The organism is Cupriavidus sp. 05T42, assembly GCF_056396345.1.
In genome coordinates this window covers 18,769-42,155 of sequence record NZ_JBFTLH010000031.1, presented here as the reverse complement: position 1 = coordinate 42,155, position 23,387 = coordinate 18,769, and the positions used below count along the sequence as shown (strand labels likewise).

The following is a 23,387-nucleotide window of genomic DNA, read 5'->3' as shown; positions in this document are numbered from 1 at the left end:
ACTTCTTGGCCGAGCCGCCAAACTTCGCAGCCAGCACCGTGGMGATTGCTGCCGTCAGCGTCGTCTTGCCGTGGTCAACGTGACCAATCGTACCTACGTTCACGTGCGGCTTGGTCCGCTMGAACTTTTCCTTTGCCATTTTTCAGCTCCTAATGGAATGCAATCTTGTTGTTTCATCGCGCCGCCGCACCGGCAGGCGCGGCGGCAAACTTCCAATTACTTGCCCTTGGCCGTGATCACGGCTTCGGCGATGTTCTTGGGTGCCTCGGCGTAATGCTTGAATTCCATGGTGTACGTGGCGCGACCTTGCGTGGCCGAGCGCAGCGACGTGGAATAACCGAACATTTCCGACAGCGGGACTTCGGCCTTGATGATCTTGCCGCCGCCAATCATGTCGTCCATGCCCTGCACGATGCCGCGACGGGACGACAGATCGCCCATCACCGTACCCGTGTAGTCTTCCGGCGTTTCCACTTCCACGGCCATCATCGGCTCGAGCAGAACCGGGCTGGCCTTGCGCATGGCTTCCTTGAAAGCCATCGAGCCGGCCATGCGGAACGCGTTTTCGTTCGAGTCCACATCGTGGTACGAACCGAACGTCAGCGTAACCTTCACGTCCACCACCGGGAAGCCAGCMAGAATACCGGCCGACAGCGTGTCGACGATACCCTTCTCGACTGCCGGGATGTATTCGCGAGGAATCACACCGCCCTTGATGGCGTCGATGAACTCGAAGCCCTTGCCCGGCTCTTGCGGTTCCAGCGTGATCACGGCGTGACCGTACTGGCCGCGGCCGCCCGACTGCTTGACGAACTTGCCTTCGACGTCTTCGGCCTTCTTGCGAATGGTTTCGCGGTAAGCCACCTGCGGCGCGCCGATGTTGGCTTCCACGCCGAATTCGCGCTTCATGCGGTMGACCAGAATTTCCAGGTGGAGCTCGCCCATGCCCGAAATGATGGTCTGGCCCGATTCTTCATCGGTACGCACGCGGAACGACGGATCTTCAGCGGCCAGGCGGTTCAGGGCGATGCCCATCTTTTCCTGGTCAGCCTTGGTCTTCGGCTCGACAGCCTGCGAGATCACCGGCTCCGGGAAGATCATGCGCTCGAGCACGATCGGGGCAGCCGGATCGCACAGCGTATCGCCCGTGGTGGCGTCCTTCAGGCCCACCGCAGCGGCGATGTCGCCGGCCAGCACTTCCTTGATTTCTTCGCGCTGGTTCGCGTGCATCTGCAGAATACGGCCCAGACGCTCCTTCTTCTGCTTCACCGGGTTGTACACGGTGTCGCCCGAATTGATCTTGCCCGAGTACACGCGGAAGAAGATCAGCTGGCCAACGAACGGGTCGGTCATGATCTTGAACGCCAGCGCCGAGAACTTCTCGCTGTCGTCAGCCTTGCGCTCGAGCTTCTTTTCGTCGTCGCGTTCGTCCACGCCGGTGACCGGCGGAATATCGACCGGCGACGGCAGGAAGTCGATCACGGCGTCCAGCATACGCTGCACACCCTTGTTCTTGAACGCGGTGCCGCACAGCATCGGCTGGATTTCGCAGGCGATGGTACGGTCACGCAGCGCCTTGACGATCTCGGCACGGGTCAGCTCTTCGCCGCCCAGGTACTTTTCCATCAGCTCTTCGCTGGCTTCGGCGGCGGACTCGACCATCTTCTCGCGCCATTCTTCAGCGATAGCTTGCAGCTCGGCCGGGATGTCCTGGTATTCGAACTTCACGCCCTGGCTGGCTTCGTCCCAAATGATCGCCTTCATTTCCAGCAGATCGACGACGCCCTGGAAGCCGTCTTCAGCACCGATCGGCACCACGACGGGCACCGGGTTGGCCTTCAGGCGGTTCTTCAGCTGGTCGTAGACCTTGAAGAAGTTGGCGCCGGTACGGTCCATCTTGTTCACGAAGGCCAGACGCGGCACGCCGTACTTGTTAGCCTGGCGCMACACGGTTTCCGACTGGGGCTGCACGCCACCCACTGCGCAGTAGACCATGCAGGCACCGTCCAGCACGCGCATGGAGCGCTCCACCTCGATGGTGAAGTCCACGTGGCCCGGGGTGTCGATGATGTTGAAGCGGTGCTCGGGATAGTTCCCGGCCATGCCCTTCCAGAAAGCGGTGGTGGCAGCGGAGGTGATCGTGATGCCACGCTCCTGCTCCTGCTCCATCCAGTCCATGGTGGCCGCGCCATCGTGCACTTCACCGATCTTGTGGTTCACACCGGTGTAGAACAGGATCCGCTCGGTCGTGGTGGTTTTACCCGCGTCAATGTGAGCCGAAATACCGATATTGCGGTAGCGCTCAATGGGAGTCTTACGAGCCACTTTAATCCTCTATTCGTCCGTGAGGCGCCGGCATCTCATCGCCCGCGCCCCTAACACAAACGGGCGAGATGTGTAGCAACACAGCCCGCCCGGCAACCAACAACGTGTCTCGCTCGCTTTAGAAGCGGAAGTGCGAGAACGCCTTGTTGGCTTCGGCCATGCGGTGCACTTCATCGCGCTTCTTCATCGCGCCGCCACGGCCTTCCGATGCTTCCAGCAGCTCACCTGCCAGGCGCAGCGCCATCGACTTCTCGCTGCGTTTCTTCGCGGCCTCGCGCAGCCAACGCATCGCCAATGCCAAACGACGCGACGGACGGACTTCGACCGGAACCTGATAGTTAGCGCCGCCCACGCGACGGCTCTTCACTTCCACCACCGGCTTCACGTTGTTGATGGCAACGGAAAACACTTCGATGGGGGCCTTGCCTGCCTTCTTTTCGATCTGGTCGAACGCGCCGTACACAATGCGTTCGGCAACCGACTTCTTGCCGTCCAGCATCAGCACGTTCATGAACTTGGCAACTTCAACGTTACCGAACTTCGGATCAGGCAGAACTTCCCGCTTGGGGACTTCACGACGACGTGGCATCTTCTTTCCTTTAGATTCAGTTGAGAGCGCGTTACTTATCGCGACTCTCCGGCCACCAACTAGCTTGCCTGCATGGCAAATTCGCCGGGTGACCACTTACTCGACGGCACGGCGCATAACTCTCCGTTGTACCGCCGCCTGGTGACAGCACCATGACTCGCGCCACAGGCCATCTTCTTGTTGCTGCTGCGGGCAATCGCTTGCCCAGCTGCCCTGAAAACGATCAGGCAGCCTTCGGACGCTTCGCGCCGTACTTCGAACGAGCTTGCTTGCGGTCCTTCACGCCTTGCAAGTCGAGCGAGCCACGGACGATGTGGTAACGCACACCCGGCAGATCCTTCACACGGCCGCCGCGGATCAGCACGACCGAGTGTTCCTGCAGGTTGTGGCCTTCACCGCCGATGTACGAGATGACCTCGAAACCGTTGGTCAGGCGCACCTTGGCGACCTTACGCAGTGCCGAGTTCGGCTTCTTCGGCGTCGTGGTGTACACACGGGTGCACACGCCGCGACGCTGCGGGCAGTTCTCAAGCGCAGGGCTCTTGCTCTTGACGACTTCAGAGACACGCGGCTTGCGAACCAGTTGGTTGATAGTTGGCATTGTTCAATCCAGCTTGGTTTTACAAAAACACCCCTCCGCCGGCTCCATATCAATGAATTCGGCCTGAGGGGCAACTACGGGTTTCGGACGGGAATGGAGAGCGGGCGCTCGAAAGGAAGGGCTGTGAAGTGACAGACTTGCCAAAGAGCGCGAGCTCGCCCGGATCCCGCTTGGCTATCCTGCCGGCTGCGCCGCAAGGATCACTCCGCGGGCGCGCGTCCGACGGACGAGCGAAATCCAAAGCCAAAAACTCGAATCTGGCATCCTAGCAGGGGTGTTGACAATGGTCAAGCGGTATACCCGCTCTGTATACGCCTTGGGTKGGCGCCCCGGTCAGACTCGGACCGCGCGCAGCGTCTCGAGGATTTCCTCGCCGTAGCGCTCGAGCTTCGATGCACCGATACCGGGCACTTCAGCCAGTTCGCCKAGCGATTCGGGCGCGCTGCGGGCCAGTTCGGCCAGCGTCGCGTCATGGAAGATGACGTAGGCCGGCACGCCGTGCTCGCGCGCCGCCGCCGTGCGCCAACTGCGCAGCGCCTCCCAGTGGGCCAGCGCGTCGGGGTCCATCGTCGCGGTATGGTCGGTACGCGTGCCACGTGCGGCGCGGTCGCCGGACTTGGCCGGTTTGCTGACCTGCCGGCGCAGCGTGATCGGCTGCTCGCCCTTGAGCACGGCCCGGGCCGACTCGCCCAGCAGCAACGCGCCATGGCCGCCATGGTCGATCACCAGCAGCCCGTGGGCAATCAGCTGGCGGAAGATCGCATGCCACTCCGAGACCGACCGGTCCTTGCCGATGCCGAAGGTCGAGACCTTGTCATGGCCCCACTGCCGGATCTTCTCGTTGGCGTTGCCGCGCAGGATATCGATCAGATGGGTCGCGCCGAAGTGGACGCGGCTCGCCTGGGCCGTGCGGTAGACGCAGGACAGGGCCATCTGCGCCTCGCGCGTGCCGTCCCAGGTCGCTGGCGGCTCAAGGCAAGTGTCGCAATTGCCGCACGGCTCAGCGTTTTCGTCGAAATACGCCAGGATGCGCACGCGCCGGCATCCGGCCGTCTCGCACAAACCCAGCAGGGCGTCGAGCTTGGAGGACGACACGCGCTTGTGGGCATCGTCCGCTTCGGACTCGTCGATCATCCGCTTCTGCTGCACCACGTCGCCCAGGCCGTAGGCCATCCAGGCATTGGCGGGCAGGCCGTCGCGGCCAGCGCGACCGGTTTCCTGGTAATAGCCTTCCATGCTCTTGGGCAGGTCCATATGGGCGACGAACCGGACGTCCGGCTTGTCAATGCCCATGCCGAAGGCAATTGTCGCCACCATCACGATGCCCTCCTCTTCCCGGAAGCGTGCCTGGTGACGCTGCCGCACTTGGGCATCCATGCCGGCGTGATACCCCAGCGCCTGGATGCCGTGGCCGGCCAGCCAGGCGGCGGTATCCTCGACCTTCTTGCGCGACAGGCAATAGATGATGCCGCTGTCGTGCCCGCCGTGGCCATTCATGTGTTCGGCCTTGATAAAGGCGAGCAGCTGGTTGCGCGCATTGTCTTTCTCGACGATGCGGTAGCGGATGTTCGGCCGGTCGAAGCTGGAGATGAACACGCGCGCGTCGTCCAGCGCCAGCCGCTCGACGATCTCTTCGCGCGTCTGCGTGTCCGCCGTGGCCGTGAGTGCAATACGCGGCACCTGCGGGAAGCGCTCGTGCAGCACCGACAGCTGGATGTACTCGGGCCGGAAGTCGTGGCCCCATTGCGACACACAATGCGCCTCGTCGATCGCGAACAGCCCGACGCGGGTACGTTCGAGCAGGTCGAGGAAGCGCGGCGTCATCAGCCGCTCGGGCGCCACATAGAGGATTTCCAGCCGCCCCGCGAGCAGGTCGCGCTCCACGGCGGAGGCTTCACTGCTGGTCAGCGTGGAATTGAGCACCGCGGCGCGCACACCGGCCTCGGTCAGCGCCGCCACCTGGTCCTGCATCAGCGCGATCAGGGGCGAGACGACGATACCGACCCCCTGCCCCGCCTGCTGGCGCAGCAGCGCCGGTATCTGGTAGCAGAGCGACTTCCCGCCGCCCGTGGGCATAAGCACCAGGCAATCGCCGCCCTCGGCCACATGGTCGATGATCTCTGCCTGCCGGCCGCGAAAGGCGTGGTAGCCGAAGACTTCTTTGAGGATCGCCAGTGCGCGCGACATGGACAGCGGAATTCGGGAAAGCCGTAACCTTACCACTAAGGCGCCCGGGCTCGGCGCCGATGCTGCCGAGATCGCTATTTCGGATAACGGCGATTGCGTTCTCGACGGTTGCAGAGTTCCATGGGCATTGCCAGACTCTCAACAAGGGGCGATGCAATGGGCAATTGGCAGGATCGACTCAATCGCATCAGCAAGCCGGCAGCCTCGGAGCGTGAAGTACTCGAGAGCATCGAGACGACCGCCGCGATGCTCGGCTTCGATATGGGGAACCGCAGCATGACATTCTCGGCGAGCCAGCTGTGGAGCGAGGCAAGGCTGCTGGGCCTGTGCCACGGTCTGTCGGAGGAGGACTTCACCCTGGCCATGCGCGGTGGGCCCCTACCCTCCGCCCCGTCGCCAACCCCGCCGGTCAACGGCAAGCTTGGCCGTCGCGAAATTCGCATGCGCTGGTTCGCCTTCGTGGTTCATCTCGTGCTGGACCAGCAACGCATGGCGCGCCCCACCGGGCAAGGACAGTCGCCCCTGACCGAGCGCGAGCTCGAAGTCCTGAAACTGACTGCCCAGGGCAAGACCTCGTCGGAAATCGCCGCATTGCTGATGGTCTCCGGCAACACCGTCAACTTCCACATTCGCAATGCAATGCTCAAGCTGCAGGCCAGGAACAAGACGGCGGCAGCCGTGTGCGCTGCCTTGCAGGGGTGGCTCAACGGGTGAGTTGACTTGGCGCAAACGTAGCCCACGCGCCTATCAGATTTGGTAGTTACTGCACTTCGCCATGTCTGTTGCAATGCGCCATCGACATTGCGAGGAATGGCAGATGACATCGATGGCATCGCCGCAGCGCCCGGTTGCACTGGTCAGCGGCGGCTCACGCGGGATCGGCCGGGCGATATGCCTGGCACTGGCCGACGCTGGCTACGCAATCTCCTACTGCCATCACGCATCAGGCGATGCCGGCCTCGAGACACTCGCCCAGCTGCGCGCCGCAGGCATCCCCTCGCTGGCCCTGCAATGCAACGTTGCCGACGCGGGCGCCTGCGAGCGCTTCTTTGCCGAGACCATCGAACATCTCGGCCAGGTCGACGTGCTGGTGAACAACGCCGGCATCACCCGCGATGCGCCGCTGGCGACAATGCGACCCGATGCATGGGCCGCGGTCATCGACACCAATCTCACCGGCACCTTCCACTTGAGCCGGTCCGCCGCCTTCCACTTCATGAAGCGGCGCACCGGCGTCATCGTCAACGTGGCGTCCATTGCGGGCGTCTACGGTAACGCTACCCAGACCAACTATTCGGCATCGAAGGCCGGCATGATCGGCTTCACCCGGGCGCTGGCCAAGGAGGTTGCGCCCTACGGCGTGCGCGTCAATGCCGTGGCGCCGGGTTTCATCGAATCCGACATGACGGCAGGCCTTTCCGACAGCGTCGCGTCGGCCGCACTGGCCCGCGTGCCGCTGCGCCGCTTTGGCAGGCCCGAGGAAGTCGCGGCGTTGGTCCGCTTCCTGGCCTCCGCCGACGCGGCCTACGTCACGGGCCAGGTCTTTCAGATCGACGGCGGGCTCGTCCTCTAAGGCGCCAGGGCGATATCGTGGACGACATCCTCCCGCCTCTCATCATGGCCCGCAGCGTCCGGGGCTTCTCGGACTGTCGCCGGCCCGGCCTCCGCGAATGGGAATTCGACTGGCGTTTTGCGGACGACGACGACAGCTTTCAGGGCCACTTTCCGACGTACCCCATCCTGCCCGGGGCATTCCTGCTGGAGATGGCGCAGCATGCCGCCAACCATGCGCTCGCGCAGAGCGGCCAGACGGGGCGCCGCGTCACCAGTGTGACGCGCCTGCGCTTCCAGAACCCGGTCCTGCCGGGGGACACCTGCACATTGCAGGTTGCCTGGGATGACCTCGATGCGGTGCAGATCCGCTTTACCAAGCCTGGTAGCGCGGTGGCCCACGGCATCCTCGGCACTGGCCCGGTGCCACGCCATGCAGGCGCCCCGGAAGTATCCGCGGCGGATTTGCCGCGCGATCCGACCGTCGCCCTCAAGGTGCTACCGCATGGTCATCCCATGCGGCTGGTCGATCGTGTGGCGCTGGATGGCACTGCTCGCGCAGTCGCCTACAAGAACATCACGCTCAATGAGCCTTGCTTCGGCGCCGCGCATCGCGGCATGGACGAGGCGCAACTGGCATATCCGTTGGCGCTGCTGGTGGAGTCCTTCGCCCAGGGCGCGGGGCTGCTGCTATCCCGGCGCGGCTTCTTTGCGGACGCTGGCGGCGCCGCCTCGCTGACCGTGTTCGGCGAGTTTCGCGGCATCCATCTGCTTGGCCGAGCCCTGCCGGGGGACCAGCTTCGCCACGACGTCCATCTCCTGGAATGTGGGCGCAACGTGGCCCACCTGGCGGGACAGACCAGCGTCGGGGGACGCACTGTCGCCCTGTTCGACGATCTGATGGCCTTCTCCATTGGCGCGACGACACTCGGCGCCACTGGAGGCCAGCGATGACACAGCGGCGCGATGTCCTGCTGGCCGGATTCGGCGCCTGCTCCGCCGCAGGTCCGGATGTCGAAGCCTTCTGGCGTGCCCTGCAACGCGCACCCGAGGCGCCGTCACCGAACGCCATCGTCCCGCGGAGTACCGATGGGCGGACGTGGCGCCATGGCCATTGCCTGCCCGCGTCGGCCTCTCATGTGCATGCCGACTTCGACAGCCTGATCGCAGATGTTGCCCTGCAAGCCCTCGATGACGCCCGCAGACGCGGCCATGCACTCGACACCCTGCACACCGGTCTGGTGCTTGGCACGGCGGCCGGGGACAGCCGCCGTGCCGAACGGCACCGCCTAGAAGGCGCCGTGGCGCCGTATGCCGCGAGCCACCCGTACCGCGCCATCGACACGCTGCCGCACGTGCTGCCCATCCAGGTGTCCGGACCGGCTTTCGTCGCCGCCAACGCCTGCTCGGCTGGCCTTCATGCCCTGGTCCATGCGGTGGACATCATCCGGGCCGGCATGGCCGACGCGATGATCGTGATCGGCGCCGACCTGCTTTCCCACGTCACCCAAGCGGGCTTTCAACGCATGACGGCGCTCGATCCGCAGCGGTGCATGCCCTTCGACGTCCGCCGCCTGGGCACCGTGCTTGGCGAAGGCGCCGCCGCGCTGGTACTCGTGGCCGACAGCGAAGCTGCCGCGCACGCCGGATCCGCCGGACGCATCCGAGGCATCGGCGTGAGCTGCGACGCCTTCCACCCGACCGCCCCAGAACCCGGCGGCCGGGACATCTCCCGGGCCTTGCGCGAGGCGCTGCGCGATGCGAATGTCGGCATCGACGGCATCGACGTCATCGTGCCACACGGCACCGGCACGCCCCCCAACGACCGCATCGAAGGCAACATTCTGGCGGCAGTGCTTGGCCCAAGCGTCGTCATGCCACCGGTGCTGTCCGCCAAGGCGCATATCGGACACACCGCAGGCGCGTCCGGCATGTTCTCCCTGCTCGCGGCCGCGCTTGCACTGGCACATCGGAAGGTGCCGGCAGGCTACTGCGAGCGCCCTGATCCGGCCACGCGCATCCGGCTGCCCAGCCGTGAAACGCCACTGCGGGCAAGACGGCCGCTTCGGGCACTCATCAATGCCTGTGGATTCGGTGGGAACAACGTGTCCCTGGTCTTGCAGGAAGGGACGCCATGAGCGCCGTCAATCTCCTGACCTGCGCGGCCGTGGCGCCCGGCATCGGGGAAGATCTTCTCCCGTGCTCGCCTGGCACGCTTGCGATCGTCGACCCGGACTGGTTCGATCCGGCCCTGTGGCTGCCGGGTACGCGGCACCGCTACCTCAACGACACCACGCGCTACGCGCTGGCCGCGGCGCGCCGGTGTCCCGATCCATGCACGGATGGCCGCGTCGCCCCTGAGCGGCTCGCGCTTTGTTTCGGTACAAGTGTCGCGGATGTCTCAGTCCGGCACCTGTTCGATCAGGCCGTGGCCCACGGCGGACTGGATGCCGTCAGCACCGTCAGCGCACCCAATATCTCGGCCAATATTGCCGCCGCCCACGTCGCCATCGACTGTCAGGCCCGCGCGCTATGCAGCACCGTCACGTCGCCGTTCCTGGCCGGCTTCGAAGCCCTGATGCTGGGCATCCAGGCGATCCAGGCCGGGCGCGCCGACCAATCGCTGGTCATTGCCGCCGAAGAGGCGATCCCCGAGGGTGCCGGCGCAGCCATCCTGCCGGGCGCCGTCGCGCTCCGGCTGGGCGGGCGCGCGACGGAGAACGGTCATTGCCTGCGGCCCCTCGGTTGGGGCCGGGTCGAAACGACCGGACAACTGCCGCGGCGGCTGGTCCACGCGCTGACGCGCACCGCCTCCGGGTTTCCCGGACCGACGCGGCTTGTTGTCCCGGCCCGCACGCCGCTCAGCTGGCCCAAAGGCCTTCCGCCCCCAGACATCCTCACGTGCGACGACGCAGGCGCCCTGGCACCCCTGCTGTGCGCCCTGCCGACGCTGCGTGACGACCACCCCTTCATCCTCGTCGCCATACACGAGCACCGCTACATGGCATTTGTTTCCCAATGCCGACCGCTTTCCACCCAAGAAGGAGCACATCCATCATGACTTCCCCCGACCGCATCGCCGCCATCAAGCAGATCGTTTCCGAAATCCTTGAGATMGAGCCGACCGACATGACCATGACCAGCCGCTTCAAGGAAGACCATGACGCGGATTCGCTGCGCGCCATCGAAATCCTCGCCAGCCTGGAGAAGGCTTTCGGCGTGACCATCTCGCAGGACGGGCTGGCTCGCATGGTGAACCTGGAGGGCGTCTGCCAGGTGGTGGATGAAGCCGCCTCGGTCAAGTCCTGAGTCACGCACCGGAGCCATCATCATGCGACGTGTCGTCGTGACCGGCATTGGTGCCGTGAGCAGCATAGGTCTTGGCGTGAAGGCGTTCACCGACGCGCTCCGTGCCGGGGCGTGCGGCGTGTCCGAGATTCGCTCCTTCGACACGTCGGGCTTCGCCAGCCATCGCGGATGCGAAGTCCGGAATTTCGACCCCGCCACCTGGACCGCCGGGATCGATCCGAGCACACTGGGCCGCAGTGCACAGTTCGCGGTCGCGGCGGCCGGCATGGCGATACGTGACAGCGGGATCGATACAGCCCAGCTCAAACAGGCCCGCTGCGGCGTGTCCATCGGGACGACCGACGGCGAATCGCAGGTGATCGACCAGCTCACCGAGCAGGCGGTACGCCATGGCTATGCCGGCATTGACCCCGCGCTGCTCCAGCAGGTGCCTTCGCACCACATCTCATTCGCGGTGGCGCGCGCGCTGGGCTTGCGCGGCGGCGCCATCACCCTCCCCACGGCATGCTCGGCCGGCAACTACGCCATCGGCTATGCCTATGACTGCATCGGGCTCGGGGATGCGGACGCCATGCTGTGCGGCGGCGCGGACTCGGTATGCCGCAAGACATTCGCCGGCTTCTACCGGCTGGGCACCATCGCGCCGCAGGTCTGCCAGCCATTCGACAAGGACCGCAAGGGCATCCTGACGGGCGAAGGGGCCGGTCTGCTTCTGCTCGAGTCGCTCGACAGCGCCCTGGCCCGTGGCGCGCGGATCTACGCCGAGGTCCTGGGCTACGGACTGACCTGCGACGCGGACCACATGGTGGCGCCGAATCGGGACAGCATCGTGCGCTGCATCCGGCTCGCACACCGTAACGCGGGCGTCAGCGCGGCGCAGATCCAGTACATCTGCGCCCACGGCACCGGCACCATCGCCAACGACATCACGGAATCCGGTGCCATCGCCGAGGTGTTCGGCGCCACCAAGCCGCCGGTTTCCTCCATCAAGTCGATGATCGGACACACCATGGGCGCCGCCAGCGCACTGGCCAGCATCGCCTGCGCGGTGGCCGTCCGGGACGGATTCCTGCCGCCGACCATCAACCATGGTGAGACGGACCCCCGCTGCCCGCTCGATTGCGTACCCAACCACTCGCGCGCCGCCGACCTGCGCGTGGTGCAGAACAACGGCTTTGCCTTCGGCGGCAACAACGCCATCACCGTGTACGCGAGGTACCCCCAATGAGGAGCAGCGCATGACCGCCCACGGCATCTCGATTGTTGGCTGGCAGGCGATATCGGCCCTGGGGGTGGGGGCGGATGCGTTGCGCACGGCTGACCCAACGGCACCCCCGGTGACTGAACTGCCGCAATCGACCGACCCGTATCCGCAGGACGTCGCCTATCGCCCGGCACACTTCGACGTCTCCGCACTGATTGGCGCCAAGGGAACCCGTTCTATCGACCGCACCACGGCGCTCGCGCTTTGCACGGCGCGCCTGCTGCATGGCGACCAGCCGCCTTATGAAGGGGAGCAAGCCGAACGAACCGGCTTCGTGCTGGGCACCAGTACCGGCAGTATCCGCAGCACCAGCGATTTCACGCGCGACTCGCTGGTCCAGGAGCGGCCATTCCTGGTCAATCCCGCCCACTTCCCGAACACCGTGATGAACTGCGCGGCGGGCCAGTGCGCCATTCGCTTCAAGGCGCGCGCGGTGAACGCAACCATCTCGGGAGGGCGGCTGTCCGGACTGCTCGCGCTGCAGTACGCCTCGCAGATGCTGCGCCGGGGCTATGCGGACCGGCTTCTGACAGGTGCCGTCGAGGAGCTTTGCGTGCAGACGGCCTGGGCACATCGCGGCCTGATCCAGCTGGGCAAGCGGCAAGCCGTGCCCCTGGGCGAAGGCTGCGCGATGTTCTCGCTCGAGCGCACCACGCCGCAGCATGAAGGGGTGGCCATCCTGGCCTTGCGTTACGGGCGCTACAGCGAACCCGTCGACGGCCCGGCCGGGGATCTGGCGCTGGACCACGCGGTGGAGGGCGCACTGGCCTGCATCGGCGAAGCCCTGACGCAAGCCGGCCTCGATGCGTCCGAGGTGGTCGCTTGTTGCCTGTGCGGCGCGGCCGAGCCTCGCATTGCCGACATCGAACGGCGCGCCATCGCGCGGCTGCCCGGCGCCAGCATGACCGTCCACCAGACGGCGCTCGTCGATCGGTTCGGCGACACCTACAGCGCCACCTTCGTGCTCGCGCTCTGCCATMTGCTTGCCTGTCTCGAACAGGCCCCCGCCGGTGCGGCGGGCATGGTCCTGGCCACCACCGACGACGGGCACGCGGGCTGCCTCATCGTGCGCCGCGCGCCTGCGGCTAAGGAACTTCCATGACATATGCGATCACCGGCTCGGCCATGAAGACCAGCCTCGGCGAAGACAAATGCACGTGTTTCGAGAGCCTGTGCTCAGGGCACTCCGGCCGCAAGCGCCTGMAAGCATTTACCGCCGACCATTTCAACGTGCGCAACGCCTATGAGATTGACGACCGCCCCGGCGGCATCGACCGGGCGCTGCGCGCCACCGAACTGCTCTGCGATGCGGTACAGGCCGCCGTGCGGGAGGCCGCACTGCCGCCGGACGCCCGTTGCGTCGTCGTGGTGGGAACCGGCCTGCGGGAGCTACGCACGCTGGAACTGTTCTGGACGGTCGGCACGCCGATGACGATCGACCAGTTGCATTTCGAGCGCGCACTGAACCGAAGGCTGCACACCAGCTTTCCGGTCATCACGCTCGCCAATGCCTGCTCCGCCTCCAGCTTCGCACTCGCGGTTGCCGAGGACTTCCTGCGCGACGGCGCCTTCGACTTCGCGATCGTCGGCGGCTGCGACACCATCACGAAGAGCATGTTCGGCTTGCTGGATCGCGTGAATCCCTCGCACCCCGACGCAGTCCGGCCATTCGATCGAGACCGGCGCGGCGTACTGATGGGCGATGGCGCCGCCGCCGTCGTACTGGAATCCCGCGCGAGCGCCAACGCGCGCGGCGCGCCGGTGCTGGCAACGTTGCGGGCCGTCGGCACGAGCTGCGATGCGGCGCACGAGACGGCCCCGGATCCGGCGGGCATCGCCCGTGCCATCGAGGATGCCTACCAACGCGCCGGTCTGGCGCCGGAGGACATCGACATCATCATGGCCCACGGCACCGGTACGCCGCTCAACGACAAGGCCGAGGCCGAGGCCATGCAGCGCGTGATGCGGCAGCACGTCTCGCATCCACGTATCTGTGCGATGAAATCGATGACTGGGCATACCTCGGGGGCGTCGGGGCTGGTTGGCGTGGTCACGGCGATCGAAGCCATCGAGTGCGGCATGCTGCCGCCCACCGTCGGGCTCGAGCACCTGATGCCGGAGGCGCGCGCCATGAATATCGTCAACGAGGCCACCCCGGTCAATGCGCGGCTGGCCCAGGTGAATGCGTTCGGCTTCGGCGGCGTCAATGCCGTGGCCATCCTGGAGTGCGAATCATGAATCCCCGCACGCAGGCCATCCTCATCTCGGGTCATGGCTGGGAGATCCCGGCCTTCTCCGCCCACGACAGCCTCGCGGAGGGGTTGCGGGCCGGTCCCGCCGCGCCGCATTTCACGCCCGAGCGACTGCTGGGCAAGAAGGGGCTTCGCTACAAGGAGCGCTCCACGTTGCTGGCCCTCTGCGCAGCATCCAAGGCGCTGGCCGACGCCGGCTTCGTGAAGGCGGACACCGTGTCCTTGCACGATGACGGGTTCGGTGTGGTGGTCGCTACCAACACGTGCAATCTGGATACGGTCTGCCAGGCAGCGGAGACCATCCATCGCCAGCACGTCAATGCCACCAGCGCAATGGATCTACCCAACGCCTCCAGCAATGTCGTCTCGGCCGCCATCGCCATTCGCTTCGGACTGCGTGCGCTCAACCTCACCGTCTGTACCGGGGCTTCGTCGTCGCTCGATGCCATCGTGCTGGCCGCCAATGCCATCCGCAACGGCCGCGCCCGGCGCATGGTGGTTGTCGCGGTGGAAGTGGATGGCCCGGCGGCGCGCAGCCTGCTGGCCGGCCGCCGGCTTGCCGAAGGCGGCGGGCTGCCCGCCTTGCTGGAAGGCGCAGGCGCCTTGGTGCTCGAGCGGACCGATGATGCCAACGCCCGTGGCGCACGCCACCATGGTGCCCTGGCCGGCTACGCCTATTGCCATGCCGATGCGGCACGTTCGCCCGCCCTGGACGCCCTGCTGACCGATCATGCGAGCAAGCCTTGTTACGTCGCCGGCGACAGCTTTGCCGCCCACGCGGTCACCGCACTCCATCAGCGCGAGGGCGCGCAGCGCGATCTCGGCATATTGTCCGGCCCGGCCTATGGGGCCGGCACGCTGTATGCGCTGATCCATCATTGCGAACAGGCACGCGCCGCGGAGCCGGAGTCGGCTCGCGGGGCGGTCGTCCTCGGCGGTGGCAGCTGGGGGGACCGCCGCGCCGGAGCCATCGTCATTGAAGCGGGCGGCGTCGGGCAATGACGACGCTGCTGGCATCACTGGGCGGCTACACGCTTCAGGCGCGGGTGTGTGGGCCCGTCGGCGCCCCGCTGGCCGTGCTGGTCCACGGGATGATGGAAGCAGGCAGCGTCTGGGAACCGCTGCTGCCGCGCCTGGCCGCCACGCATCGGTGCGTCGTGCTGGACCTGCCCTGGAACGGGTTGCAGTCTGGCCTCTGGGGCCGGGTGCTGCCACCCGAGCGGTGGTTATCCGCTGCGCTTGAGCGCTTTCAACTGTGCCCGGACGTCTGGATTGCCCACTCGTTCGGCGCCAACACCGTGCTGACGCTGCTTGCCCAGCACCCGGCCACACCCGGGGCCACCGCGCCCGCCGCGCTGGTCTCGCCGTTCTACAAGGCGTTACACCGGGAGGTGACCTGGTCCCTGTTCCAGCAGCACGTCAACGCATTCCCGGATTTTGTCCAACAGAGCATCCGCGCCCGCACCGCGCGCCCGCTGGCGCCGGACGTCCTGCAGCGCATGACACGCACTGCCTGCGAGCACTTCGGTTGCTACGTCTGGACCGAGTTCTGGCGCCTGTACTCCGGGATGCCCTTCCTTCCCCTGCACGAGGTGCGCCAGCCACTTCTCGTGTTGGCCGGCGGCGATGACCAGTTTGCGCGATTGCCCGACGTCCGCGCGATGGTCGACACCCTGCCGGCAGGCCGGCTCCGTGTCTTTCGCGATGCCGGCCATTTTCTGCTGAACGATCTCCGGCACGACGCTGTCGGCGCCATCGCGCAGTTCCTGCAGGTGCGCGGCGATCCAATGCCGGCCACGCCTCGCCAGACTTGTGCTGGCGCCACCCCTTCCTTCCACTCCACGGAATCCACGCCATGACCTTGCATCACTCCGACACGACTGGCTTCGACCGCACCCACACCAAGGTCCGGCCCCGCTTCGAAGGCTGCAACATCTGCACCTGGATCGGCTTCAAGCACGTCATGTATTGCATCGAGGAAGCCGTTGTCGATCATTTCCGCGCGCACGGCTTCGGACCGCGCGAACTCTATGAGCAGAAAGGTCTCTGTCTCGAGATCGTCGATTCGAGCGTACGGATCCTCCATGCGCTTCACATTGACGATACGGTAGATATCGAGGTCGTGCCGTCGCCGAAGGCACCGAACGGGGTGCTGCGCGTCGCCGTGACACTGACGGTGCCGCGCGACGGCAAACCATTGAAGGCCGTCACCGGTTACGTGGACGTGCTGTTCCGCCTGGACGACAGCGTCGTAACCCCACAGCCAGCCAGCGGGGAGCCGCGCCTCGCGCCATACACCTGTACCCGGATCCGGCGAGGGCCGCAGCGCTCCATTCCCGATGCCGGCCTGGCCACGGCGCGCCAGGCCGGTAACCCGCCGCTGGACGTGCGTCGCGCGCTGGCTGCCGATGAAGGCAACCGCTTCGTCTGGCAATGGCGGGTGCCCTATTTCTACTGCCACTTCAACGATCGCCTCCAGCATTCGGGCTACCTGAGACTGATGGAGGAGGTGCTGGATCTCTTTGTCGCCGAGCGTGGAATCTCTATCCGCACATTGCTGGAGAACAAGAAGTGGATTCCCGTCGTACCGCAGGCGAGCCTCCAGATCCTCGACGAAGCGATGATGGAGGAGACCATCCACACCGTCTTCACCGTCGAGGATATTTTCAAGGACACCACCTATCGGTCGCGCATGGATTGCTATGTCGAACGGCATGGCGGACTGGTTCATACGGCGACTGGCCTGATCACCCACGGCTACGCGGTGGTCGAGAACCGCCGTGACTGGTCGCTCGTGACCTTCGACGCCGAGGTCTCGGCCGCCCTGCGCGGCAGGCAGTGCGCGGACTGAAGGAGGCGGCATGCAGGCAGCACATCCCGTCTTCTATTTCTCGCTGCGCAGCCCCTACTCGTGGCTGGCCTTGCACGATCTCAGGCAGACACGGCCCGATCTTCTCGCCGCCGTCCAACTGGTGCCTTTCTGGGAGCCGGACGCGGACTACCAGGCGCAACTGAGCATGGTCGGCAGCACGTTCCTGTATCACCCGATGTCGCGCGAGAAGCATCTCTACATCCTCGCCGATGTGCGGCGCCTTGCGGCGCGGCGCGGGCTCCGCCCGATGTGGCCACTGGATCGCGCGCCGCGCTGGGAGGTGCCGCACCTCGCATGGATCGTCGCCGACATGCACGGGCAGGGGCTGGCCTTCCTCGAGCGGGTCACGCTGGCGCGCTGGCAGGAAGGCGCGGACATCTGCGATCCCGACGTCATCGCACGGCTGGGCAGTGCGCTGGGGATGGACCCCAACGCGCTCTCGTCGGCCCACACGGATGCAGCCGTCCGGGAGGTCGGACTGACCCGGCTGCAGGACTGCATCCACACGGGCGTGTTCGGCGTGCCGTTCTTCACTGTCGGCAGGGAGAAGTTCTGGGGCGTCGATCGCCTCCGGGACTTCATGGCCGCCGCCACGGGCATGCCTGCCATCGATCTGTCCGACCCGTTGTGCAGCGAGGACAGCCCGCCGGCGGCAATCCTCGACCATGCCGGCGGCTGCGGCTAGGAGCATTCGTCATGGAAGCAACCCCTACCGTTACCGTCCTGCTCATCGAGACGCACTCCCCCGCAAACCCCGGCGGCACGGAGTGCATCCGCCTGGCCGAGGCGCTGCTGAAAGCCGGCGATTCGGTGCAGTTGCACCTGATGCAGGACGGCGCGACCTGGCTGCAGCAGGACCCGGACACGATCCGCACACTCAGCCGCCGGCATGGCGGGCAATTGCGCATCACGGTGGACGATGTCTCGCTGGCCCTGCGCGGCGTGGCGGCGACGGTCAGCCGTGGCGTTGCCACCGTCATCGATGCAGACACCCTCGTGCGCGCTATCTGCGAGCCGTCGACCAAGACCATCTGGCACTCCTGACATGACCGCATCTCTCCCCCCGGACGCCGCGCCGGGCTCCGTCTTCTTCGGCATGATGGGCACACCGTTCCGGTCCGAGACCGTGACCTCCCTGTTCCGGATGGTGGATGCGGCCTTGCGGCAGGGCCGTCACGTCACTGTGTGGAACTGCGGCCACGCAACCGGGCTGTCGCAGATCTCGCTGTGCCGCCCACCAGACCTCTTCGCGCCGGACGCACCGGCGGGCACGACAACCGCCACATTGGTCCAGACGCTGAAGCGTCGCTACAGCGACCAGCTTGAGTGGCTGGTATGCCGCTATTGCATGGAAGAGCGCGGCAACACCCAGCAGATCCCCGAGGCGATGGTGAAGATTCCCTTCAGCTTCCAGCACTACCTCAGCGCTGCAGACAGCGCGATGGTCCTCGGAGTCAAGTCATGACGGCCACCGCCGGCCGGGGCAGGCGCCGCTCCCGCAGTTCACTCGCCATTGTCGAGCAAGCCTATCGCGGCAGTCTGGAGGAGCGGTACGGGCACATCGTATGGCTGAGCCGGGTCATGCGGCAGATGGGGGCCCACCATGCCCTCCTGCTCAAGGCCGATACCGTGTTGTTCGCGCGACGCGACCAGCCGGCGCCGTTGCTGACGTTGGGCGGCCTGACGATAGACGGACTTTCCCACCACGAGTCCGGCGTCGCCGCGTTGGTCGCCGCCAACGTCCCGGTGTACGCATGGCGACCCGACCTGCACCGCCTGCGACTTTCTCCTGCGGACCTCATCGACGGCGTCGAGTCCGTCGACGAGGCGGACATGCCGACCCTCATTCATCACTTCAACAACGTCTGGTACTGGTGACGATGCCACCCTCCTCCCCTTCCGCCACACTGGGCGAAGCGCTGCTGGTCAGCGGCACGGACCTTTTCGCGCTGGGGCACTATCCCGGTGCCCCGATCTATCCCGGCGTCCTGCTGCTGGACCAGTTGCTCGTCCTGGCGGAACGCCTCGCCACGCGCACGGCGGGGCATCCCATGCGCGTCCGGACGATGGCGCGGGTGCAGTACCTCGACGCGATCCTGCCCGGTGACGTCGTCAACCTCGAGGCAACTGTCCGGACGTCCGGGCCGGACGGACTCTCCCTGGCAGCCACCGCGAGTGTTCGCGGCAAGCCTTGTGCGCGGGCCAGCTTCGCCTGTGGCGCGCCGTGTGCCGCCATCGAACATCCTGCCGTGGCGCCGTCTCAGGCGCCACCGGTCCTGACACACCGCCAGGTCGCGGCACTGCTGCCGCATCGCTACCCCTTCCTGTTGGTCGATGCGGTCCAGAGCTACACCGCCGGCGCCCAGATCTGCGCGTGCAAACTCGCTACCCGCCAATCACCGCTGTTCGCCGCACAGGCACCGGCCGTGTACCCGGCGGGGTTGGCTATCGAATCCCTCGGGCAAGCCGGCATCGCGCTCTTCTTCCTTGGCCAGGCCGGCGGGGCACCGAGGGAGGTGGTACTCGGCGCCATGACCGGCATCGAACTGATCCACGACGTGCCCTTCGACTCCGTGCTGACGCTGGACGCCCGGATAGACCGGCTACTGCCMAATGCGGTGGTGTTCGGTGGTGAAGTCCGTATTGGCCCMACGCCGGTGATTCGCGTCGGCAGCCTGGTMGCGATGATCGACCCGCGTCACGCGCCGACATGACCCCCTTTTCCCGACCGCGCTCACCAGGAGGCCCCAACCATGCGCATCGATGGCATTTCCTTTCTTCCGGCATCCCGCAGGATGGACAACGAGGCCGTGCTGGATGAGATCCGCCGTCACAGCACACCCGGATTCGACGGCAACGTCGAGCACGCGCTTACCTACATCCGCTGGAAGCTCAATGAAACGCAGGCGAAGACGCGCTACTGGTTCGACGAGGGCGAGCGGCCGCTGGACCACATGGTCCGTGCCGCCGAACAGGCGATGGCGCAGGCCGGCTGCGGCCCGGATGACGTGGATCTGCTGATCTACGCGGGCAACACCCGGGGCTTCATCGAGCCCGGCGATGCGTACTTCGTTGCGGACGCGCTGGGCATGGACAGCGTGGACTGCTTCGACATCGTCGACGCCTGCATGGCTTGGACGCGCGCGTGCGACGTGGCGCAGAGCCATTTCCTGTCCGGCCGTTACCGCACCGCACTAATMGTCAATGCCGAGTCGTACTACGTACCGGGCGGCGTCTCGTATCCGAGCAACTTCACGCTGGGTTCCCTGCGCGACATCGCGCACTGTTTCTCCGCTTACTGCGGGGGGGACGGGGCAACCGCCACGCTGCTGCGCGCCGATACAGAACAACCCTGGGTCTTTCACTACCTGTCGACGAAGCGGGGCGTCGATCTCTGCACCATTCCGCTGCCGGGCCACCTCGGGCGCGCCCGGCCCAGCGAGCGCATCGGCCTCAATGGCCTTGGCGCCTTCACATCCTTCAGCTCGCTGGTCTTCGGCTATAGCCAGCACATGACGGACTCGCTGAAACTGCTTGCGCCCTATCGCGACAGCATCCGCCTGCTTTTTCCGCATACCGGCGGCTCTGTCCCCGCATTCCAGGGCTGGGCGGACGAGGCCGGGTTCGGGCACTGCATCCGCCACATCTTTCCGGACTACGGCAACGTGGGCGCGTGCTCCATTCCCGCCGCCATTGCCCTGCACGCGGGCGATGGGTCGCTGGCACGCGGCGACCGGATCGGATTCTGGATCGGCAGCGCCGGCATGTCATTCGCATCCTCGACGTTCATCTACTAGATCGGAGCCCGACCATGCTCTACGCCATGACCCTGCTGCCTTCGATGGCCTGGTTCGCCGCCTCGTACCGGCTTCGCGCCGCACGCCGCCCTCCCGCCGACCGGGCCAGCCTGCTTGGCGAATGCATCGCCCGCTTCTGCATCGCCTCGGGCCCGCTGTACATCAAGATCGGGCAGATCCTCTCGACCCGCTCCGACCTGTTCGGGCCTGACACCATCGCCGCGCTGCAACGGCTGCAGGACGATGTCCCGGCAGCTGACGAGCCGGCCGTGCGAAAGCTCCTCGCCGAGGCGTTCGGCAGCGGGTATGAATCCGTCTTCGAATCCTTCAACTATGTTCCGCTTGCCAGCGCGTCCATTGCGCAAGTCCATGAAGTGCGGCTCGAGGGTGGCGAGCGCGCGGCGGTGAAGCTGGTCAAGCCTGGCGTCTCGCGCCGCCTGCGCAAGAGCCTGCGATCGATTGCCCGGCTCGCGGCACTGGCACATGCCATGGTGCCCTCGTTGCGCCATTTCAACATGCCGGTACGCGTGGCCGAGTTGCGCGAGTTACTGCTGCCACAGGTCGACATGGAGGTGGAGGCGCGCAACATGACGGCGCTCGCGCGGAATTTCGCCAATCACCCCTTTGTCATCATCCCACGGGTGCACACCGCACTGACCCGCCGGAGCGTGCTGACCATGGAATATATGGAGGGCATTCCGGGCCGGGACTTCGAACGAGTGGGCATCCCCCGGGCGCAACTGGCGCGCCGCTTCCAGGATGCCATCTACACCATGCTCTACATGCATGGCGTCGCCCATGGCGACCCCCATCCCGGCAACGTGCGTTTCACGGCGGACGGCAAGATCATCTTTCTCGACTTCGGCATCACGGTCTACGTGACGGAGGCAGAGAAATGGGGATTGGCGTCGTTCTTCTTCGCGTCGATCCGGCATGAATGGGACCTCGCCACCACCCGCTTCCTGAGTCACTTCGTCGTAGACAAGGAGGCTGTGCGTGACCATCGCCAGTTCTTCGAGGACGTCAAGGCGGTGATCCTGCGGCACTTCTACGAGATCGCGGATCAGTGGAAGACCGACGAGTTCTTCTGGGACATCAGCCAGGCACTGCGCCGCCACGGTGCCAACTACACCCCGAACTTCACCAAGGTCGAATTGACGTTAACCACCTGCGAGGGCTTCGGCAAGCAGATCGATCCGGACATCGACGTCTGGGCCAATTCCCGACGGTTCTCGGACAAATACTCGCCCTACATGAATGACGATGTGCGCCAGCGCTTCGACGGCCATTTCCACCGGGCAACGCCAAAGACACTGGCGATGCGTGACGACGCGCAGCGGTTCATGATCGCGTCCATCCACATGAACCGTTACTTCTTCCCCTGCACCTATCCGATGTTCGCGCGCCGGGCCCAGGGATGCCAGATCGAAGACGTCGACGGCAATCGCTATATCGATCTCACCGGTGGCTACGGGCCACACATCCTCGGCTACGCGCATCCGGCAATTGTCGCCGCACAGCAGGCGGCCATGGCGGACGGTTGCCTGAACGCTGTCGGCAACCCGTCGGAGGTTGAACTTACCCGGCTACTGGTGGATGCGTTCCCGGGTAGCGGTTACGCCTGCCTCTCGAATTCGGGAACGGAGGCCGTCATCCAGGCGCTGCGCATTTGCCGCGCCTACCGGCAACGCGGAAAGGTGGCGAAATGCGAGGGCCAGTACCACGGCTTCTCCGACCAGGCCATGGTCAGCTCGTGGTTTCAGCAACGCGGGCCGGTAGAGCGGCCCGAGCCGGTGGCAGGCTGTCCCGGCACCCCGGACGAAACGGTGAACAACACCGTTGTCCTCCAGTACGGCCATCCAGAAATTCTGCGCGTGCTGCGCGAGCGTGCCGAGGAAATCGACTGCGTCATTCTCGAACCCCTGCCGTTTTCCGTGGGGAGGCTCGACACCGAATTCCTCCAGCAATTGCGTGCGGCCTGCTCCGAGCTCGACATCCCGCTGGTGTTCGATGAGGTCGTGAGCGGCTTCCGCGTCTGCTACGGCGGCGCCCAAACCCTGGCGAACGTCACGCCGGACCTGACGGTACTGGGCAAGATCATTGGCGGCGGCATGCCGTGCGGCGCCGTGGTGGGGAGCCGGAAGCTGATGGAGATCGCCCGCAGTACTGCCGACCCCTTCCGCGACTACGAGACGCGGGTCTTCCTGGGCGGCACGATGAGCGGCAACTCATTGAGCGCCGCGTCTGGCGCCGCGATGCTGACATATCTCCGCGACCATCCCGAGGTCTATCAGACGCTGCATGCGAAGAGTGAATGGCTGCTCGAGCAGCTGACAAGCATCGCCCGCGCGCTGCAAGTGCCGGCCCGCATCAAATCCATGCGCTCGATCTTCACGGTGAGCTTTTCGCATCGGGAAACGCGCTTCTATCGCGAGATCCAGGGCGGCAGCGACTACAAGGCCAGCATCGCACTGGCCTATTACATGCGCACGCATGGCGTCTATATGCCGGAGCTGCACTTTCTCGCCCTGAGCGACGCCCACATGCCCGCCGATCTGGAACAGGTCTGCGAGGCGTTCCGCCAATCACTCACCGAGATGAAACGCGATGGCTTCTTCGTCGACTGAACCCCGCCTGCGC

The 23,387-nt window shown here is 65.7% G+C and carries 24 protein-coding genes; 19 read left to right on the top strand and 5 right to left on the bottom strand.

Annotated elements, in window-relative coordinates:
* From AC1EJR_RS25910 to recQ, 5 genes are all read right to left on the bottom strand, one after another.
* Window positions 1-139 (bottom strand): GTP-binding protein (locus AC1EJR_RS25910; RefSeq protein WP_477147777.1); only part of this gene is annotated, 139 nt, incomplete at its 3' end.
* Window positions 140-216: 77 nt separating this feature from the next.
* Entirely contained in the window at window positions 217-2,325 is a 2,109-nt protein-coding gene (gene fusA, locus AC1EJR_RS25905; RefSeq protein WP_477147775.1) for an elongation factor G, read from the bottom strand.
* Window positions 2,326-2,443: 118 nt separating this feature from the next.
* Complete coding sequence (rpsG, locus tag AC1EJR_RS25900; RefSeq protein WP_092301786.1) at window positions 2,444-2,914, bottom strand: 30S ribosomal protein S7; 471 nt, start codon at window positions 2,912-2,914, stop codon at window positions 2,444-2,446.
* A gap of 223 nt (window positions 2,915-3,137) precedes the next feature.
* Window positions 3,138-3,515, bottom strand: coding sequence for a 30S ribosomal protein S12 (rpsL, locus tag AC1EJR_RS25895; protein WP_010810460.1), 378 nt, complete (start codon window positions 3,513-3,515; stop codon window positions 3,138-3,140).
* 333 nt (window positions 3,516-3,848) lie between these two features.
* Window positions 3,849-5,702: a DNA helicase RecQ gene (recQ, locus tag AC1EJR_RS25890; RefSeq protein WP_092301784.1), complete on the bottom strand. Its 1,854-nt coding sequence runs from the start codon at window positions 5,700-5,702 to the stop codon at window positions 3,849-3,851.
* Between the two features lie 120 nt (window positions 5,703-5,822).
* Here recQ and AC1EJR_RS25885 point away from each other — a divergent pair, with 120 nt between their 5' ends.
* The 19 genes from AC1EJR_RS25885 (at window position 5,823) to AC1EJR_RS25795 (ending at window position 23,374) form a co-directional block, all read left to right on the top strand.
* Window positions 5,823-6,416 carry a helix-turn-helix transcriptional regulator gene (locus AC1EJR_RS25885; protein ID WP_092301781.1) on the top strand — a complete coding sequence of 198 codons (594 nt, stop codon included), beginning with the start codon at window positions 5,823-5,825 and terminating at the stop codon, window positions 6,414-6,416.
* A 103-nt stretch (window positions 6,417-6,519) separates the two neighbouring features.
* Window positions 6,520-7,275, top strand: a complete 756-nt coding sequence (fabG, locus tag AC1EJR_RS25880) for a 3-oxoacyl-[acyl-carrier-protein] reductase (protein ID WP_218158060.1) — start codon at window positions 6,520-6,522, stop codon at window positions 7,273-7,275.
* Between the two features lie 17 nt (window positions 7,276-7,292).
* The gene (locus AC1EJR_RS25875; RefSeq protein ID WP_477113870.1) at window positions 7,293-8,207 is read left to right on the top strand and encodes an ApeI family dehydratase; all 915 of its coding nucleotides are present in this window, start codon (window positions 7,293-7,295) and stop codon (window positions 8,205-8,207) included.
* Window positions 8,204-9,391, top strand: coding sequence for a beta-ketoacyl synthase N-terminal-like domain-containing protein (locus AC1EJR_RS25870; protein ID WP_441593729.1), 1,188 nt, complete (start codon window positions 8,204-8,206; stop codon window positions 9,389-9,391). The genes AC1EJR_RS25875 and AC1EJR_RS25870 overlap by 4 nt, the downstream gene beginning before the upstream one ends.
* The gene (locus AC1EJR_RS25865) at window positions 9,388-10,314 is read left to right on the top strand and encodes a beta-ketoacyl synthase N-terminal-like domain-containing protein (RefSeq protein ID WP_477113869.1); all 927 of its coding nucleotides are present in this window, start codon (window positions 9,388-9,390) and stop codon (window positions 10,312-10,314) included. The genes AC1EJR_RS25870 and AC1EJR_RS25865 overlap by 4 nt, the downstream gene beginning before the upstream one ends.
* The gene (locus tag AC1EJR_RS25860; RefSeq protein WP_092301769.1) at window positions 10,311-10,562 is read left to right on the top strand and encodes an acyl carrier protein; all 252 of its coding nucleotides are present in this window, start codon (window positions 10,311-10,313) and stop codon (window positions 10,560-10,562) included. The genes AC1EJR_RS25865 and AC1EJR_RS25860 overlap by 4 nt, the downstream gene beginning before the upstream one ends.
* A 22-nt stretch (window positions 10,563-10,584) precedes the next feature.
* On the top strand, window positions 10,585-11,790 hold the full coding sequence (locus tag AC1EJR_RS25855; protein WP_177220026.1) for a beta-ketoacyl-[acyl-carrier-protein] synthase family protein: 1,206 nt from the start codon (window positions 10,585-10,587) through the stop codon (window positions 11,788-11,790).
* A 10-nt stretch (window positions 11,791-11,800) separates the two neighbouring features.
* The gene (locus AC1EJR_RS25850) at window positions 11,801-12,928 is read left to right on the top strand and encodes a beta-ketoacyl synthase N-terminal-like domain-containing protein (RefSeq protein WP_477147774.1); all 1,128 of its coding nucleotides are present in this window, start codon (window positions 11,801-11,803) and stop codon (window positions 12,926-12,928) included.
* Window positions 12,925-14,064, top strand: a complete 1,140-nt coding sequence (locus AC1EJR_RS25845) for a beta-ketoacyl-[acyl-carrier-protein] synthase family protein (RefSeq protein ID WP_477147773.1) — start codon at window positions 12,925-12,927, stop codon at window positions 14,062-14,064. The genes AC1EJR_RS25850 and AC1EJR_RS25845 overlap by 4 nt, the downstream gene beginning before the upstream one ends.
* Window positions 14,061-15,080: a beta-ketoacyl synthase N-terminal-like domain-containing protein gene (locus AC1EJR_RS25840; RefSeq protein WP_441593726.1), complete on the top strand. Its 1,020-nt coding sequence runs from the start codon at window positions 14,061-14,063 to the stop codon at window positions 15,078-15,080. Before AC1EJR_RS25845 ends, AC1EJR_RS25840 begins: the two co-directional genes overlap by 4 nt.
* Window positions 15,077-15,937, top strand: coding sequence for an alpha/beta fold hydrolase (locus AC1EJR_RS25835; RefSeq protein ID WP_092301754.1), 861 nt, complete (start codon window positions 15,077-15,079; stop codon window positions 15,935-15,937). Before AC1EJR_RS25840 ends, AC1EJR_RS25835 begins: the two co-directional genes overlap by 4 nt.
* The gene (locus AC1EJR_RS25830) at window positions 15,934-16,929 is read left to right on the top strand and encodes a hypothetical protein (protein WP_441593725.1); all 996 of its coding nucleotides are present in this window, start codon (window positions 15,934-15,936) and stop codon (window positions 16,927-16,929) included. Before AC1EJR_RS25835 ends, AC1EJR_RS25830 begins: the two co-directional genes overlap by 4 nt.
* A gap of 10 nt (window positions 16,930-16,939) precedes the next feature.
* The gene (locus tag AC1EJR_RS25825) at window positions 16,940-17,635 is read left to right on the top strand and encodes a DsbA family protein (RefSeq protein ID WP_092301749.1); all 696 of its coding nucleotides are present in this window, start codon (window positions 16,940-16,942) and stop codon (window positions 17,633-17,635) included.
* Between the two features lie 11 nt (window positions 17,636-17,646).
* Window positions 17,647-17,994, top strand: coding sequence for a DsrE family protein (locus AC1EJR_RS25820; RefSeq protein WP_092301746.1), 348 nt, complete (start codon window positions 17,647-17,649; stop codon window positions 17,992-17,994).
* Between the two features lies 1 nt (window position 17,995).
* Window positions 17,996-18,415 carry a hypothetical protein gene (locus tag AC1EJR_RS25815; RefSeq protein WP_477113865.1) on the top strand — a complete coding sequence of 140 codons (420 nt, stop codon included), beginning with the start codon at window positions 17,996-17,998 and terminating at the stop codon, window positions 18,413-18,415.
* The gene (locus AC1EJR_RS25810; protein WP_477113864.1) at window positions 18,412-18,828 is read left to right on the top strand and encodes a hypothetical protein; all 417 of its coding nucleotides are present in this window, start codon (window positions 18,412-18,414) and stop codon (window positions 18,826-18,828) included. Before AC1EJR_RS25815 ends, AC1EJR_RS25810 begins: the two co-directional genes overlap by 4 nt.
* 2 nt (window positions 18,829-18,830) lie before the next feature.
* The gene (locus tag AC1EJR_RS25805; protein WP_441593723.1) at window positions 18,831-19,664 is read left to right on the top strand and encodes an ApeI family dehydratase; all 834 of its coding nucleotides are present in this window, start codon (window positions 18,831-18,833) and stop codon (window positions 19,662-19,664) included.
* Window positions 19,665-19,703: 39 nt separating this feature from the next.
* A complete protein-coding gene (locus tag AC1EJR_RS25800) occupies window positions 19,704-20,747 on the top strand; it encodes a beta-ketoacyl-[acyl-carrier-protein] synthase family protein (RefSeq protein ID WP_441593722.1) in 1,044 nt (347 codons plus the stop codon).
* A 14-nt stretch (window positions 20,748-20,761) separates the two neighbouring features.
* Window positions 20,762-23,374 carry an aminotransferase class III-fold pyridoxal phosphate-dependent enzyme gene (locus AC1EJR_RS25795; RefSeq protein WP_477113863.1) on the top strand — a complete coding sequence of 871 codons (2,613 nt, stop codon included), beginning with the start codon at window positions 20,762-20,764 and terminating at the stop codon, window positions 23,372-23,374.
* The last annotated feature ends 13 nt before the right edge of the window (window positions 23,375-23,387 follow it).

Bases quoted from the DNA above. Each gene is read 5' to 3' on its own strand.
- AC1EJR_RS25840 (WP_441593726.1), top strand. From the start codon at position 14,061: ATGAATCCCCGCACGCAGGCCATCCTCATCTCGGGTCATGGCTGGGAG.
- AC1EJR_RS25820 (WP_092301746.1), top strand. From the start codon at position 17,647: ATGGAAGCAACCCCTACCGTTACCGTCCTGCTCATCGAGACGCACTCC.
- rpsL (WP_010810460.1), bottom strand. From the start codon at position 3,515: ATGCCAACTATCAACCAACTGGTTCGCAAGCCGCGTGTCTCTGAAGTC.
- AC1EJR_RS25810 (WP_477113864.1), top strand. From the start codon at position 18,412: ATGACGGCCACCGCCGGCCGGGGCAGGCGCCGCTCCCGCAGTTCACTC.
- AC1EJR_RS25825 (WP_092301749.1), top strand. From the start codon at position 16,940: ATGCAGGCAGCACATCCCGTCTTCTATTTCTCGCTGCGCAGCCCCTAC.
- fabG (WP_218158060.1), top strand. From the start codon at position 6,520: ATGACATCGATGGCATCGCCGCAGCGCCCGGTTGCACTGGTCAGCGGC.
- rpsG (WP_092301786.1), bottom strand. From the start codon at position 2,914: ATGCCACGTCGTCGTGAAGTCCCCAAGCGGGAAGTTCTGCCTGATCCG.
- AC1EJR_RS25815 (WP_477113865.1), top strand. From the start codon at position 17,996: ATGACCGCATCTCTCCCCCCGGACGCCGCGCCGGGCTCCGTCTTCTTC.
- AC1EJR_RS25870 (WP_441593729.1), top strand. From the start codon at position 8,204: ATGACACAGCGGCGCGATGTCCTGCTGGCCGGATTCGGCGCCTGCTCC.
- AC1EJR_RS25835 (WP_092301754.1), top strand. From the start codon at position 15,077: ATGACGACGCTGCTGGCATCACTGGGCGGCTACACGCTTCAGGCGCGG.
- AC1EJR_RS25830 (WP_441593725.1), top strand. From the start codon at position 15,934: ATGACCTTGCATCACTCCGACACGACTGGCTTCGACCGCACCCACACC.
- AC1EJR_RS25865 (WP_477113869.1), top strand. From the start codon at position 9,388: ATGAGCGCCGTCAATCTCCTGACCTGCGCGGCCGTGGCGCCCGGCATC.
- AC1EJR_RS25885 (WP_092301781.1), top strand. From the start codon at position 5,823: ATGGGCATTGCCAGACTCTCAACAAGGGGCGATGCAATGGGCAATTGG.
- AC1EJR_RS25795 (WP_477113863.1), top strand. From the start codon at position 20,762: ATGCTCTACGCCATGACCCTGCTGCCTTCGATGGCCTGGTTCGCCGCC.
- AC1EJR_RS25855 (WP_177220026.1), top strand. From the start codon at position 10,585: ATGCGACGTGTCGTCGTGACCGGCATTGGTGCCGTGAGCAGCATAGGT.